This window comes from Gymnodinialimonas sp. (assembly GCF_059726805.1).
The window spans coordinates 1307256-1321045 of record NZ_AP041059.1 but is presented as its reverse complement, the minus strand read 5'-3'; the positions used below and the strand labels follow the sequence as shown (position 1 = coordinate 1321045).

At 64.0% G+C, this 13790-nt stretch carries 14 protein-coding genes; 6 read left to right on the top strand and 8 right to left on the bottom strand.

The features are described 5' to 3' along the window. Positions 1 to 33 precede the first annotated feature (33 nt). The 4 genes from AC6I9R_RS06570 to AC6I9R_RS06555 all read left to right on the top strand — a co-directional run bounded on the left by AC6I9R_RS06570 (position 34) and on the right by AC6I9R_RS06555 (position 2872). Entirely contained in the window at positions 34 to 906 is an 873-nt protein-coding gene (locus AC6I9R_RS06570; protein ID WP_461428027.1) for a TIGR01459 family HAD-type hydrolase, read from the top strand. A 111-nt stretch (positions 907 to 1017) separates the two neighbouring features. After that, complete coding sequence (locus AC6I9R_RS06565) at positions 1018 to 1461, top strand: MaoC family dehydratase (RefSeq protein WP_461428184.1); 444 nt, start codon at positions 1018 to 1020, stop codon at positions 1459 to 1461. A gap of 44 nt (positions 1462 to 1505) precedes the next feature. Continuing rightward, positions 1506 to 2429 carry a bifunctional riboflavin kinase/FAD synthetase gene (locus tag AC6I9R_RS06560; RefSeq protein WP_461428026.1) on the top strand — a complete coding sequence of 308 codons (924 nt, stop codon included), beginning with the start codon at positions 1506 to 1508 and terminating at the stop codon, positions 2427 to 2429. After that, on the top strand, positions 2426 to 2872 hold the full coding sequence (locus AC6I9R_RS06555; protein ID WP_461428025.1) for a YcgN family cysteine cluster protein: 447 nt from the start codon (positions 2426 to 2428) through the stop codon (positions 2870 to 2872). Before AC6I9R_RS06560 ends, AC6I9R_RS06555 begins: the two co-directional genes overlap by 4 nt. Before the next feature lie 63 nt (positions 2873 to 2935). On the opposite strand, the gene scpA is transcribed toward AC6I9R_RS06555, so the two are convergent. Then, positions 2936 to 5065, bottom strand: a complete 2130-nt coding sequence (gene scpA / locus AC6I9R_RS06550) for a methylmalonyl-CoA mutase (protein ID WP_461428024.1) — start codon at positions 5063 to 5065, stop codon at positions 2936 to 2938. Further along, on the bottom strand, positions 5037 to 5951 hold the full coding sequence (locus AC6I9R_RS06545; protein WP_461428023.1) for a hypothetical protein: 915 nt from the start codon (positions 5949 to 5951) through the stop codon (positions 5037 to 5039). The genes scpA and AC6I9R_RS06545 overlap by 29 nt, the downstream gene beginning before the upstream one ends. Before the next feature lie 145 nt (positions 5952 to 6096). Here AC6I9R_RS06545 and AC6I9R_RS06540 point away from each other — a divergent pair, with 145 nt between their 5' ends. Continuing rightward, complete coding sequence (locus AC6I9R_RS06540) at positions 6097 to 6555, top strand: DUF4174 domain-containing protein (RefSeq protein WP_461428022.1); 459 nt, start codon at positions 6097 to 6099, stop codon at positions 6553 to 6555. 43 nt (positions 6556 to 6598) lie between these two features. Here the strand turns inward: AC6I9R_RS06540 and AC6I9R_RS06535 are convergent, their stop codons facing one another. The 6 genes from AC6I9R_RS06535 to AC6I9R_RS06510 all read right to left on the bottom strand — a co-directional run bounded on the left by AC6I9R_RS06535 (position 6599) and on the right by AC6I9R_RS06510 (position 12346). Then, the gene (locus tag AC6I9R_RS06535) at positions 6599 to 8641 is read right to left on the bottom strand and encodes an acetyl-CoA carboxylase biotin carboxylase subunit (RefSeq protein ID WP_461428021.1); all 2043 of its coding nucleotides are present in this window, start codon (positions 8639 to 8641) and stop codon (positions 6599 to 6601) included. 114 nt (positions 8642 to 8755) lie between these two features. Beyond that, positions 8756 to 8962 (bottom strand): YMGG-like glycine zipper-containing protein, encoded by a 207-nt coding sequence (locus tag AC6I9R_RS06530; RefSeq protein WP_461428020.1) that lies wholly within the window; start codon positions 8960 to 8962, stop codon positions 8756 to 8758. A gap of 322 nt (positions 8963 to 9284) precedes the next feature. Next, positions 9285 to 9674 carry a hypothetical protein gene (locus AC6I9R_RS06525; protein ID WP_461428019.1) on the bottom strand — a complete coding sequence of 130 codons (390 nt, stop codon included), beginning with the start codon at positions 9672 to 9674 and terminating at the stop codon, positions 9285 to 9287. A gap of 373 nt (positions 9675 to 10047) precedes the next feature. Continuing rightward, a complete protein-coding gene (locus tag AC6I9R_RS06520) occupies positions 10048 to 10470 on the bottom strand; it encodes a DUF6497 family protein (protein ID WP_461428018.1) in 423 nt (140 codons plus the stop codon). Next, entirely contained in the window at positions 10470 to 10814 is a 345-nt protein-coding gene (locus AC6I9R_RS06515) for a glycosyltransferase family protein (RefSeq protein WP_461428017.1), read from the bottom strand. The genes AC6I9R_RS06520 and AC6I9R_RS06515 overlap by 1 nt, the downstream gene beginning before the upstream one ends. After that, positions 10814 to 12346, bottom strand: a complete 1533-nt coding sequence (locus AC6I9R_RS06510; protein ID WP_461428016.1) for an acyl-CoA carboxylase subunit beta — start codon at positions 12344 to 12346, stop codon at positions 10814 to 10816. The genes AC6I9R_RS06515 and AC6I9R_RS06510 overlap by 1 nt, the downstream gene beginning before the upstream one ends. Positions 12347 to 12524: 178 nt before the next feature. Here AC6I9R_RS06510 and AC6I9R_RS06505 point away from each other — a divergent pair, with 178 nt between their 5' ends. Then, entirely contained in the window at positions 12525 to 13751 is a 1227-nt protein-coding gene (locus AC6I9R_RS06505; protein WP_461428015.1) for a multidrug effflux MFS transporter, read from the top strand. Positions 13752 to 13790: the final 39 nt, after the last annotated feature.

The following is a 13790-nucleotide window of genomic DNA, read 5'->3' as shown; positions in this document are numbered from 1 at the left end:
TAAGCCTGCGCCGAGCCATTACCGGAGCCCCCCATGACCCGCATTATCGACAGCCTCGCCGAGATTTCCGACCGCTATGACGCGGTCTTTTGCGACCTTTGGGGCTGTGTTCACGATGGGATCCATGCCTTTGAGGAAGCCGTTTCGGCGCTCCGCGCGTTCAAGGCCGGCGGCGGCACGGTGCTGCTGTTGACCAATGCGCCGCGCCCGCGCGCGAGTGTGGCCATGCAGTTGGACCGCATCGGCGTGCCCCGCGACAGCTGGGACGTGATCGCGACCTCGGGCGATAGCGCGCGCGCGGCAATGCTGACCGGCGCGGTCGGCGCGAAGGTCTGGCATATTGGCGAGGCCCATGATGCGCCGTTCTTTGCGCCGATGGACCTGGTGGGCGACGCCGTCGACATCACCCGCGTGCCCCTGGAAGAGGCCGAAGGGATCGTTTGCACCGGCCCGTTTGACCCCAAGGCCGACCCCGCCACGATGCGGCCAGAGTTCCTTTTGGCCAAGACGCGGGGCCTGAAACTGCTGTGCGCAAACCCCGATATCGTCGTGGATCGCGGCGACAGCCGGGAGTGGTGCGCGGGCGCCTTGGCGCAGCTTTATACCGAGATGGGGGGCGAGAGCCTCTACTTCGGCAAGCCGCACCCGCCGATCTATGATCTGGCGCGGCGGCGCCTGGTGCAGATGGCCAAACCCACGCCCGATGACCGCATCCTTGCGATTGGCGACGGCATCGTCACCGACATCCCCGGTGGCATTGGCGAGAACATCGACACGCTGTTCATCACCGGCGGGCTGGCGCGGGCCGAGACGGGGACGGATCGGCAGCCCGACCCGTCGAAACTGGCGCGGTTTCTGACCGATGTGCAGTTGGAGCCGACGTACTCCATCGGGATGCTGCGGTAACGGCCACGCAACAAAGTTGCGGGTAGCGGCAAAAAATTCATCTTTTGTTACACTCGGACATTGCAGAATGCCCCCCGCTTGCCCTATGAGAGGGCCATGGAGGGACGCGACATGCTCGACAATATCGCCACTGGCACCATCGTTATCGAAGATCTTGAGGTCGGCATGGTCCGGTCGTTGCAAAAAATTGTGACGGATCAGGATATTGAGATGTTTGCCGAGGTCTCCACCGATCGCAATCCGGTGCATCTGGACGACCAATACGCCCAGGACACCATTTTCGAGGGCCGTATCGCCCACGGCATGCTGACGGCGGGCCTGATCTCGGCCGTGATCGGAGAGCAATTGCCCGGCCACGGCACGGTCTACCTGGGCCAAAGCCTGAAATTCATGGCCCCCGTGCGCCCCGGCGACATGGTGGAAGCGGTGGTAGAGGTCCTGTCCATCGACTATTCCCGCCGCCGGGTGCAGCTGAAGACAGAAGCGCGCGTGGGCGAGACGGTCGTTTTGAAGGGCGAAGCGACCGTGCTGGCGCCCTCGGGCAAATTCGACTGAGCCTCACCTTGCAACAGGCGGTTGCGATGGCCTAACTGCGGGCCATGAAACTTCTGCGTGATCATCAGTATACGGCCCTGGCCGACAAAGGCGCCTCGGTTGCGATTGGCAATTTCGACGGCGTGCACCGCGGCCATCAACATGTGCTGAACCTGGCCAAACGGCTGGATGCGCCGCTTGGCGTGGTCACGTTCGAGCCGCACCCGCGTGAGGTCTTTGCCCCCGACGCCCCGCCGTTTCGACTGATGAATGCCGAAGCCCGCGCCAATCGTTTGCGCAAGTTGGGCGTTAATCTGCTGGTCGAACTGCCCTTTGACGCCCGCCTGTCGGGCCTGTCGGATGAGGCCTTCGTGCGCGATGTGCTCGTCGACAGCCTGGGGATCAGCCACGCGGTCGTGGGCGCGGATTTCTGTTACGGCAAGGGGCGCACGGGAAACGCGGCGACGTTGCGCGAGATGGGCGCGGCGCTGGGGTTCGACGTGACAATCGCCGATCTGCTGGAGGGCGACGCGGGCGCGGTGTCTTCGACGGCGATCCGAGGCGCTTTGAGCGACGGGCGGCCTGCGGACGCCGCGGCCATGCTGGGGCACTGGCACCGCATCGAAGGCCCTGTTTTGCATGGCGAAAAGCGCGGGCGAGAGCTGGGATATCCAACCGCGAACATGGGGCTGACGGGCCTGCATGTGCCCAAGCCTGGCGTTTATGCCGTCACCGTCGACGTGCGCGACGGGCCCCATGCGGGCACCTATGGCGGGGTCGCCAACCTGGGTTTCCGCCCGATGTTCGAGCTGGAACAGCCGAACCTGGAGACCTACCTCTTTGATTTCTCAGGCGATCTATATGGCACACATCTGTCTGTCGGACTTGTGGCCTACCTGCGCGGGGAGGCGAAGTTTGACAGCCTGGACGGGCTGATCGTGCAGATGGACGCCGACGGCGTGGCCGCGCGCGCGGCCCTGCGCGGATGAGGGACAGGTTTTGGGAGCGTGTGCCGCCGTCAAAAATGACGGCGGAGGAGTGGGAAGCGCTCTGTGATGGTTGCGGGAAATGCTGCCTAAACAAGCTGGAAGATGAGGATACGCAGGAGGTCGCGCTGACGCGGGTGGCGTGTCGGCTGTTGGACGACCACACGTGCCTCTGCGGGCAGTATGAGATCCGCAAGACCCTGGTGCCGGAGTGCATTCAACTGACGCCCGGCACCATGAAGGACGTCGCTTACTTCATGCCCGAGACCTGCGCGTATCGCTTGATCCACGAGGGTAAGCCGTTGAAATATTGGCACCCTTTGGTTTCCGGCGATCCCGAGACGGTCCATGAGGCGGGTGTATCCGTGCGCGGCATCACGGTGCCGGAATTCGAGGTCGATGAAGAGGACTGGGAGGACTACATCATCGAAGAGCCAGGGGTGTGAGGGAGCGGTAAAGGCGTTTCGAAACGCCTTTACCATGCGGTTTCGAAACCGCATGCAAGCGGCTTACCCCCGCGCTTCACCGATCAGGCGCAGGATGTCTTTCGCCGCCGTCGGAATATGGGTGCCGGGGCCAAAGATGGCGGCGACGCCCGCGTTCATCAGGAAATCATAGTCCTGCTGCGGAATGACGCCGCCGCAGATGACGATGATCTCGCCCGCGCCTTCTGCCTTCAACGCCTCGATCAGTTTCGGCGCGAGGGTCTTGTGGCCCGCCGCCTGGGACGAGATGCCGATGACGTGGACGTCATTGTCGATGGCGTCTTGCGCCGCCTCTTCCGGGGTTTGGAACAGCGGCCCGACGTCGACATCAAAGCCGATGTCGGCGAAGGCCGTGGCGATCACCTTAGCGCCCCGGTCGTGCCCGTCCTGGCCCATTTTCACCACCAACATGCGCGGGCGGCGGCCTTCCGTTTCGGCGAATTTCTCGACATCGGCCTGGATCGCGGCGAAGTCCTCGTCGCCTTCATAGGCCGAGCCATAGACGCCCGCGAGGGTCTTCACTTCCGCGCGGTGGCGGCCAAATTCGTTTTCCATTGCCATGCTGATTTCCCCTACGGTGGCGCGGGCGCGGGCGGCCTCGACGGCGGCGGCCAGAAGATTTCCGCCCTCGCGGGCGCACCGCTGCAGCTCGTCCAGCGCTGCGGTGCAGGCGCTGTCATCGCGGCTGTCGCGGATGGATTTGAGACGGGCGACCTGAGATTCGCGGACCGCGTCGTTGTCGATATCGCGGATATCGATCGGGTCCTCGGTGTCCTTGCGGTACTTGTTGACGCCGACGATGACCTCTTCGCCGCGGTCGATCATGGCCTGCCTGCGGGCGGCGGATTCCTCGATCCGCAGCTTCGGCAGGCCGGAGGCGACGGCCTTGGTCATGCCGCCCATTTCCTCCACCTCGTCCATCAGTTCGGTGGCTTTTTCGATCAACTCAGCGGTCAGCGCCTCCACATAATAAGAGCCCGCCAGCGGATCCACGACATTGATGACCCCGGTTTCTTCCTGCAAAATCAACTGCGTGTTGCGCGCGATCCGGGCAGAGAATTCGGTGGGCAGCGCGATGGCCTCGTCAAAGCTGTTCGTATGCAGCGACTGGGTGCCGCCCAGAACCGCGCTCATCGCTTCAAACGCGGTGCGCACGACGTTGTTGTAGGGGTCCTGTTCCTGGAGCGACACGCCGGAGGTCTGGCAATGGGTGCGCAGCATTTTGGAGCGCTCGGACTGCGCGCCCATGTCGGTCATCACCCGGTGCCAAAGCGTGCGGGCGGCGCGCAGCTTGGCGGCCTCCATGAAGAAGTTCATGCCGATGGCGAAGAAGAACGACAGGCGTCCGGCGAATTTGTCGACGTCCATCCCGGCCTCCATCGCGGCGCGGACGTACTCGCGCCCGTCGGCGATGGTATAGGCAAGCTCCTGCACCAGATTGGCGCCCGCTTCCTGCATGTGGTAGCCGGAAATCGAAATCGAGTTGAATTTCGGCATGTTATCAGAGGTATAGCTGATTATATCCGCGATGATCCGCATCGAAGGCTCGGGCGGGTAGATGTAGGTGTTGCGGACCATGAACTCTTTCAGGATGTCGTTCTGGATCGTTCCAGAGAGCAGCGCCTTGTCATGGCCCTGCTCTTCGCCTGCCACGATGAAACTCGCGAGAACCGGGATCACCGCGCCGTTCATCGTCATGGAAACGCTGACTTTATCCAAGGGGATACCGTCGAAGAGGATCTTCATATCCTCGACCGAGTCGATGGTGACGCCCGCCTTGCCCACATCGCCCACGACGCGGGGATGGTCGCTGTCATAGCCCCGGTGAGTGGCCAGATCGAAGGCGACCGAGACGCCCTGCTGCCCGGCGGCAAGGCCTTGGCGGTAGAACGCGTTGCTCTCTTCGGCGGTGGAAAAGCCCGCATATTGGCGGATGGTCCAGGGGCGGCCCGCGTACATCGTCGCTTTGACGCCGCGGGTGAACGGCGCCTCCCCGGGGATGGCACCCATATGCGCCAGACCCTCGGTGTCGGCGGCGGTGTAGAGCGGTTTGACGTCAATCCCTTCCAGGGTTTGCCAAGTCAGGTCATCAACGTCCCGACCGCGCAGTTCCTTTTCGGCCAGCTTACGCCAATTTTCGGTGGTCTCCGTCATCGGGGGTTCCTCTTTCTAAGGCTGTCTGCGCTTCGGTCTTTGCCAAAGTCGCATCAATGGTGTCGGCGAAGCCCCCTGCCCCGGCGCGCAGCCAGGCGAGGTCTTCTTGGTATTGGGCGTCAAGCGCCTCGGTCTCGTGCGCAGTGAAGGGCATGAAACGGCCCCCCGGCCAGTTGAATTGGGACGGGTCGATGTCACAATCGACCATCACCTCATGCAGCATCGCGGCGGTCGGGCGCGGGTTGCGCGCGGGCGCGTCCGAGGCGGGGGTGGCGTGGCCGGTCAATTCCTCCAGCAGGAGGTGGGGGAGAAGGGCGGAGGCCTCATAATCCCAGACGACGAGGCGGGCGTCGGGCAACACGCGGGCGATTTCCTCGATGATATGGCGCCAGCGGCGGGGCTGGGTGACGAGGTGTTCGCGCAGGTCCGTGCGCGGCAGCGGCCCACCGCGCAGCAGGCTAAACGCCATGGCCGAGGTCCACCAATCGGCATAGTCGCGCACGCAGAGCGCGATGGTCAGGCGGTGGCGGTCAAACCCATGGGCATAGGCCGCGATGCGTCGGCCCGCGTCCGCATAAAGGCTTGTGTGCTCCAGCGCGCCGCGAAGCGAGCCGATCATGTTCTCATCACTGATGATCAGGTGGGTTGCCCCGGTCTGGCGCACCGCTTCGGCCCGCATCGCGCAACGTCCCGCAAAGCGGCGTTCCTGCCAGGCCATGACGCCTTCGACGCCGCCGATGGCACCGCGAAACAACCCGCCGCGCGCGATCTTGGGGCCCCAATAGACAACGCCTGCATCGGCCATCTCGGCGCGGTTGAGCGACAGGTGATGCTGCAACGAGGTAGAGGCAGTGCGGTGAGCACCGATGTGAAGAACGACATCCATGGGCAGGACCTTTCGGGCGGAAACGTGAAAGTGCCCCCCCTCGGTCGTCCAATTGGATGAATATCCGGTCAACATCCCGGGCCGAATAGCAAAAACCTTAGCATTGCGCGCGAAGCTCACTATATCTGTCGAAACTGGAGACGTGATGACTTTGCACCGCATTCTACTGATTGCCCTGATGGGCCTCGCACCCCTTGGCGCATTGGCCCAGGGGACAACAGACGCCGCCGTTGAGGCAGAGATTGACCCCCTTGCCCCCCGCGATGCCGCCGGGCTGACGCTGGACGAATTCCTGTGGGTCGCCCGGCCCATCATCATATTCGCCGACACCCCCGCCGACCCGCGCGTGGCCGAGCAATTGGCGCTTCTGGCCGAGCGGCCCGCCGCGTTGCTGGAGCGTGACGTGGTCATCATCGTGGACACCGACCCCGCCGCGCGGTCCGAGATCCGGACGGCGCTGCGGCCCCGGGGGTTCTCGCTTGTGGTGCTGGCCAAGGACGGCACCGTGGGTCTGCGGCGCCCGGCCTTGCGCGACGTGCGCGAGATCGTGCGCGCCATCGACAACTTCCAGCTGCGCCAAGAGGAGCTCAGCCGCGGGGGCTGAGTTTCCGTCTGGAACCCTTTGGCGCGTAGGAAGATCATCGGGGCTATTCGAACTCCATGATGATCTCGTCCACGGCGAGGCTGTCGCCGGGACCCGCGTTGATCTTGCAGACGGTGCCCCTGCGCTCGGCGCGCAGGATATTCTCCATCTTCATCGCCTCGACGGTGCAAAGGGCCTGCCCCTCCTGCACCTCGTCGCCTTCTGAGACGTCGATCTTCACCACGAGGCCCGGCATCGGGCAGAGCAGCAGTTTCGACGTATCGGGCGCGACCTTTTCGGGCATCAGGCCCGCCAGCTCTGCCTGACGCGGGGTGCGCACGAAGACCTGAAGATCCGCCCCCCGGGTGCGCAGGCGGAAGCCGCCGGGGCGCTTGCCGACCTTCAGAACCAGTGGCGTGTCATCCACCGAAAGGCGCGCCAGTTGATCGCCGGGCGTCCAATCGGACGCCACGCGCAGGGCGGTGCCATTGATGGTGACCGTGGCTCCCTGATGGTCGGCATCAATCGCCGCTTCAAATGATTGCCCCTGCAGGGAGACGACCCAATCGGCCCCGACACGGCGTTCGTGGTTGTCCATTCGGCCCGACACGCGCGTGCGCCGGATCTCGGCCACGCGGTGCATGGCGGCGGCAGCGGCGGCGACGCGGATCAAGGCGTCTTCTGGCAGGGTGACGCCTTCGAACCCGTCAGGATATTCTTCGGCGATGAAAGCGGTGGTGATGTCACCGGAGGCAAATTTTGGGTGGTCCATGACGGCGGACAGGAACGGCAGGTTGTGGCCGATCCCCTCCATCTCGAAACTGTCGAGCGCCACGCGCATCGCCTCAATCGACGTGGGCCTGTCCGGGCCCCAGGTGCAGAGCTTGGCAATCATCGGGTCGTAGTACATCGAGATTTCGCCGCCCTCGTAAACGCCCGTGTCATTGCGCACGGCGGTAGAGCCTGCCTCGGCCTCCCCCTGCCATTTGCCGGAGGTCAGCAGCGGGCCGGCGGCCACCTCGGCGGGCGGGCGGTAACGGGTGAGACGCCCGATGGAGGGCAGGAAGTTGCGGTAAGGATCTTCGGCATAGAGGCGGGATTCCATCGCCCAACCGGTCAGCGTGACGTCATCCTGCGCCATCTCCAGCGGCTGCCCCGCGGCGACGCGGATCATCTGTTCCACCAGATCGACGCCGGTGATCAGCTCCGTCACCGGGTGTTCCACTTGCAGGCGGGTATTCATCTCCAGAAAGTAGAAGTTCCGCTCCCCATCGACGATGAACTCCACGGTGCCCGCGCTGGTGTAGCCCACGGCTTGGGCGAGGGCCACGGCCTGTTCGCCCATCGCCTTGCGGGTCGCCTCATCAAGGAACGGCGAGGGCGCTTCTTCGATGACCTTCTGGTTGCGGCGCTGGATCGAGCACTCGCGCTCGCCCAGGTAAATCGCGTTGCCGTGTTGGTCGGCGAGCACCTGAATCTCGATATGGCGGGGTTGCGTCACGAACTTCTCGATGAACATGCGGTCATCGCCGAAGCTACTGGCGGCCTCGTTCTTGGACGCCTGGAACCCTTCGGCCACCTCATCCTCACTCCACGCAATCCGCATGCCCTTACCGCCGCCCCCGGCGGAGGCCTTCAGCATCACCGGATAGCCGATTTCGCCCGAGATCTTGATCGCCTCGGCCGCGTCCTCGATCAGGCCCATGTGGCCGGGGACGGTGGAAACCCCCGCCTCTGCTGCCAGTTTCTTGGAGGTGATCTTGTCGCCCATCTGCTCAATAGCATTGGCGGGCGGGCCCACGAAAGCTACGCCTTCGGCTTCCAACGCCTGGGCGAACAGCATGTTTTCCGACAGGAACCCGTAGCCCGGATGGACCGCATCAGCGCCGGTGTCGCGGATCGCCTGCATGATCTTGTCGATCACGATGTAGCTCTCGGCGGCGGGCGGTGGGCCGATGTTCACCGCCTCATCGGCCATCTTCACGTGCAGCGCGTTGCGGTCGGCGTCGGAATAGACGGCGACGGTGGGGATGCCCATGCGCTTCGCCGTCTTGATGACGCGGCAGGCGATCTCGCCCCGGTTGGCGATCAGGAGTTTCTTGAACATGTCGTCCCTTCCCGGCGGGTCTTGAGCGCCCGCACAACTAGAAAGACCACCCGCGCCGCTTGGCCCGGATGGTCGCATTTGAATGATGTCCGGCGGGTCAGACCCGCGGATGTGTTAACGGCAGATGTTGGTGACTTCGTCGCAAACCGCGCCGATGACCGCGCCTGCGGCAACGCCCGTGGCAACGCTGCCGCCCAGGGCCGCCGCCGTGACACCGCCCGCAACGGCGCCGACGCCCGCGCGTTCAAGATCGGATGTGACGCATCCGCTAACAGCAAGGGTCGCCGCGAAAAGGGCGGTAAGGGTGAATTTGGTGCGCATTTTGCTGCGTCTCCTGTCGATATGCCTATGTGGCGATAGCCTACGCGGTTTGACAGAGGAGACGAGCGAAAGTTTTGCGCAGACGGCAGATCGGCGGAAAACCGGGCTGCACTGGAAAAAAAAGGCGGTCGCACCGTTGAAACGGCGGACCGCCCTATAGGGGAAGGGTAACACGTCTTGTGGGTGTCGGCCGGGTACATACAACTGGGGACAGTGGCCGACCCACCCACCATGGCAGGAATTTTTGCCTGCGAAAGATAGGCAGGCAGGTGCAGGCGGTTCTGCGCGGCTGGCCGCTTGTTTTGGTTAACGGCGCGCGGGATCATGCCGACTTTCCCTTTGTGGGGGCCCCTTCCCAGACGCCGGTGCCGTCAAAAGCCTCGGGAAACGAGGCGCGGGCGCGCGGGACGTCGATTTTCAGAAGCGCCTCGTAGCTTTCGGGGTCAAACGGGTCTTCGGCGGGCACAACCTCGCGCCCGAACAGCCAACTGAGGCGGCCTGCATCCAGGTTGCCCCGCTCGAACGGTTCTTCCCCGAAGTAAAGCCAAAGCGCCTCCATGAAGCCACTGTCGGCGCGCCGGTCGGGGGGGCGGCGGTCGGCATAGCGCTCACGCGCGATCAGCTTGGTGGCGCCGGATTTGTTGTCGCGACGGATCACGAATTGATGCTCGCTGGACGGAAGACGCCCGGGGAAACCGCGGTGTTTCAGCATGGGGAGACCCCCGATTTATTGGGGGAGATATACCGGACGAGACCGAAGCCCCGTCCGGTTAGAGGGGATGTCCTGCTCGGGTGCTCTGGGGGATTGCACCGTAGGACTTGCCGTTTCGACTGTGACGGTGTCTGCAATCCCGTAACAGCCGTTTTCTTCTTCTTATTGCCTCGCGGTGTGACCGGGCCTATTGGCGCGATGCCCGTAGACCCGGGCACGATCCGAGGTACAGCTGCGTTGGAGCAGCTAGGCGGGACGTTACATGGGACGCGGGCTTCTCCACAGAGTTTTCCACAAGAAAGCTCTGCGTGTGACTCGAATGCATCACCAAAGGGTTCACATGAACGTCGCGCTGCAAGATGTTGGGGACGCATCACAAAAGCTCCCACATGCAGGTGGCACTTTCTTCCGAGTACGCCTCGATGGATTGGGTTATCCCCGGCGCGGGTTCACCGCGCACAAAGGGCTCGGCCATGATCTGCACGATAATGCGCGTGGGACGCGGTTCCTTGTCCATCGCGGGCAGCCCCCAGGTCTCGCAGGCCCAGTCGTGATCGCCGTGCCCCGCGCGGGTGGCATCGCCCAAAGCGGCATCCAGCACTCGGACAATCACCCAAGCCTCGCCAGAGGGTTGCTCTTCAAACGCCACATCGCAGAGCTGCAGGTCGTGGCCCGACGGGGCTTGCAGCACCTCGTCGGTCGTGCAGATCGGCGGCCTGCCGGGGCCGCGCAACAACAGGAACGCGGCGGAGCCTGCGACCGCGACGGTCAGTACGATCAGAACCACACGAAGCATCAGCGCCGCCTCGCGTTGGTGATCCAGCGGGTACGCAGGACCGGGTCGTTGAGCAAATCGGCGATGGTCGCCCGCGCCCGGTCGGTGACGGCGCCTTCCACAGCACCACCCGCAAGGATCGCGACCCCGCCCGGCTGCGTCGTCACCCGCACGGCGGGGCAAAAGCCGCGCAAGCGTTGCAACCTGCGCCACATGTCCTGGCGGATCTGATGGGCAATCAGCGAGCGCACCAGATCCTCGCCCGGAAGAAACGTGACTTCGGCCAGGTCAAACCGGGCCGTGCGCTTGCGTGACAGGGTTAACGTGTCGCCGTCCCGCGCGGTATGCCAAGCACCCCGGCCCATTACAGCGGAATGTTGTCGTGCTTTTTCCACGGCATCTTCTTGTCCTTGCGCCGCAGGGCAGCGAAGGCGCGGCAGACGCGGCGGCGGGTGGAGCGGGGGGCGATGACCTCATCGATATGCCCGCGCTCGGCGGCTACGAAGGGATTGGCGAAACGGTCCTCATATTCCTTGGTATGCGCGGCGGTCTTCTCGGCGTCGCCCAGGTCTGCTCGGTGCAGGATCTCCACCGCGCCTTTCGCGCCCATGACCGCAATCTCGGACGTGGGCCAGGCATAGTTCACATCTGCCCGCAGGTGTTTGGAGGCCATCACGACATAGGCGCCGCCGTAGGCCTTGCGGGTGATGACGGTGACTTTCGGCACCGTCGCCTCGCCATAAGCGAACAGCAGTTTGGCGCCGTGCTTGATGACGCCGCCGTATTCCTGGGACACGCCGGGCAGGAAGCCCGGAACGTCCACGAGCGACAGGATCGGGATCTTGAAGCAGTCGCAGAACCGCACGAAGCGCGCGCCCTTGCGGGCCGAGTCGATGTCCAGAACACCCGCCAGCACCATCGGCTGGTTCGCCACCACGCCCACGGTCTGGCCTTCAAGGCGGATGAAACCCGTCAGGATGTTGCCCGCGAAGTCTTCCTGGATCTCGTAGAAATCCCCTTCATCGGCCAGCTTGGTGATCAGCTCTTTCATGTCATAGGGCTGATTGGGATTGTCGGGGACCAGCGTGTCGAGGCTCGTCTCCACCCGCTCGGGGCTGTCGAAAAACGGGCGGACCGGGGGCTTTTCGCGGTTGGATAGCGGCAGGAAATCGATCAGGCGGCGGACTTCGCCCAAGGCCTCCACATCGTTTTCAAACGCGCCATCGGCGACGGAGGATTTCTTGGTATGGGTGGACGCACCGCCAAGCTCTTCGGCGGTAACCACCTCATTCGTCACGGTTTTCACCACGTCAGGGCCGGTGACGAACATGTAAGAGCTGTCTTTGACCATGAAGATAAAGTCCGTCATGGCGGGCGAATAGACCGCGCCGCCGGCACAGGGCCCCATGATCATCGAGATCTGGGGGACCACGCCGGAAGCTTCAATGTTGCGCTGGAAGACCTCGCCATAGGCAGCCAGCGAGTCGACGCCTTCCTGAATGCGCGCCCCGCCAGAGTCCGCAATACCCACCACCGGCGCGCCGTTCTGCATCGCCATGTCCATGATCTTGCAGATCTTCTGGCCATGGGTCTCGGACACCGAGCCGCCCAAAACGGTAAAATCCTGGCTGTAGACATAGACCTGGCGGCCATTGACCGTGCCCCACCCGGTGATCACACCATCGCCCGGCGGGCGATTGGCGGCCATGCCGAACTCGGTCGCGCGGTGGGCGACGAACATGTCATATTCTTCGAACGATCCCTCATCGAGCAGCAGTTCAACCCGCTCCCGCGCGGTCAATTTGCCCTTGGAATGCTGCGCAGCGACGCGCTTTTCGCCGCCTCCCGCGCGCGCCTGGGCGCGCCGCGTCTCAAGCTGTTCCAGAATATCGGTCATGGTCTCTCCCTTTCGGCTTGGGCCGCAAAATAGGCGCAAGCGGGCCAGGCAACCAGAGCGAACATGTATATTTGCAAATTACTTAGCGATCACGCCTCTCATTTTGCAAACTTGCATATCTCACCCGCTGCAAACCCGCCCTCTGGACGCGCCGCACGATCAGGCGTAGCTCAGGGTCATGACCTCCCAATCCCCGGCGCGGTTTCTGGACCGCTCCTCCCCTCCGCATATCTTCACCCTGATCGTCGTCACGGGCCTCGGCGCGCTGTCGATGAACATCTTCCTGCCGTCCCTGCCCGCGATGGCCGCGTTTTTTGAGGCCGACTACCGCCTGATGCAGCTGTCGGTCTCGCTCTATCTGTTCGTGAACGCGGGCCTGCAGGTGATCATCGGCCCGATCTCGGACCGGCTTGGGCGTCGCCCGGTGATCCTTGGCGGGGGCGTGTTGTTCATGCTCGCAACCATCGGCTGCCTGATGGCGCAAAGCATCGAGGTTTTCCTGATCTTCCGCATGATGCAGGCGGTGATCGTCACCGGACTGGTCCTGGGCCGCGCGGTGGTGCGCGACATGCATGAAGAGGCCGAGGCCGCCTCGCAAATCGGCTACGTCACCATGGGAATGGCCGTGGTGCCAATGATCGGCCCGGGCATCGGCGGCGCGCTGGAGGAAACTTTCGGCTGGCAAGCGAACTTCTGGCTCCTGCTGGCGCTGGGTGCCGCGATCCATCTGCTGGTCTGGCTGGATCTGGGCGAGACGGCGAAGGCCCAAACCTCCAGCCTGCGCGAACAGGTCCGGGAATACCCCGAGCTTCTGGCCTCACGCCGGTTCTGGGGCTATTGCATGGCCGCGTCCTTCGCATCGGGGGCCTTCTTCTCCTACCTCGGCGGCGCGCCCTACGTGGGCTCGGAAGTGTTCGGTCTGTCGGCGGCAGAAGTGGGCCTTTACTTCGGCGCACCGGCGGTGGGGTATTTCTTCGGCAACTGGATTTCGGGCCGATATTCGATGCAGGTGGGCATCAACGGCATGATCCTTTGGGGGTCCATCGCCTCGGCAGTGGGCATGGGGATCTCGCTCGGGCTGTCGCTTGCGGGCGGACAGACGGCGTTCACCTTCTTCGCCTTCATGACCTTCGTGGGCCTCGGCAACGGCATGGTCCTGCCCAACGCGACATCGGGCATGTTGTCGGTCCGCCCGCATCTGGCGGGCAGCGCCTCGGGCCTCGGCGGCGCGATCATGCTGGCAGGCGGCGGCGCGATGTCGCTGCTGGCCGCCGCCTTGCTGACGGGGGATCGGGGCGAGTTACCGCTCTTGTGGATCATGTTCGCCACGGCGGTGCTGGCGGTCGTGTCGATCCTCTACACCATCCGAAGAGAGGCCCAGGTCAGCGCCGACCCCAACCCCTAGCGCGGCGCCTGCGGGACGGCGGGAGGGGCGAGGCTTGCG

Excerpts from the sequence above, each read along its gene's own strand:
- AC6I9R_RS06540 (WP_461428022.1), top strand. The coding sequence starts at position 6,097 with ATGACTTTGCACCGCATTCTACTGATTGCCCTGATGGGCCTCGCACCC.
- AC6I9R_RS06515 (WP_461428017.1), bottom strand. The coding sequence starts at position 10,814 with ATGGGCCGGGGTGCTTGGCATACCGCGCGGGACGGCGACACGTTAACC.
- AC6I9R_RS06555 (WP_461428025.1), top strand. The coding sequence starts at position 2,426 with ATGAGGGACAGGTTTTGGGAGCGTGTGCCGCCGTCAAAAATGACGGCG.
- AC6I9R_RS06520 (WP_461428018.1), bottom strand. The coding sequence starts at position 10,470 with ATGCTTCGTGTGGTTCTGATCGTACTGACCGTCGCGGTCGCAGGCTCC.
- AC6I9R_RS06510 (WP_461428016.1), bottom strand. The coding sequence starts at position 12,346 with ATGACCGATATTCTGGAACAGCTTGAGACGCGGCGCGCCCAGGCGCGC.
- AC6I9R_RS06530 (WP_461428020.1), bottom strand. The coding sequence starts at position 8,962 with ATGCGCACCAAATTCACCCTTACCGCCCTTTTCGCGGCGACCCTTGCT.
- AC6I9R_RS06535 (WP_461428021.1), bottom strand. The coding sequence starts at position 8,641 with ATGTTCAAGAAACTCCTGATCGCCAACCGGGGCGAGATCGCCTGCCGC.
- scpA (WP_461428024.1), bottom strand. The coding sequence starts at position 5,065 with ATGACGGAGACCACCGAAAATTGGCGTAAGCTGGCCGAAAAGGAACTG.
- AC6I9R_RS06545 (WP_461428023.1), bottom strand. The coding sequence starts at position 5,951 with ATGGATGTCGTTCTTCACATCGGTGCTCACCGCACTGCCTCTACCTCG.
- AC6I9R_RS06525 (WP_461428019.1), bottom strand. The coding sequence starts at position 9,674 with ATGCTGAAACACCGCGGTTTCCCCGGGCGTCTTCCGTCCAGCGAGCAT.
- AC6I9R_RS06505 (WP_461428015.1), top strand. The coding sequence starts at position 12,525 with ATGACCTCCCAATCCCCGGCGCGGTTTCTGGACCGCTCCTCCCCTCCG.
- AC6I9R_RS06560 (WP_461428026.1), top strand. The coding sequence starts at position 1,506 with ATGAAACTTCTGCGTGATCATCAGTATACGGCCCTGGCCGACAAAGGC.
- AC6I9R_RS06570 (WP_461428027.1), top strand. The coding sequence starts at position 34 with ATGACCCGCATTATCGACAGCCTCGCCGAGATTTCCGACCGCTATGAC.
- AC6I9R_RS06565 (WP_461428184.1), top strand. The coding sequence starts at position 1,018 with ATGCTCGACAATATCGCCACTGGCACCATCGTTATCGAAGATCTTGAG.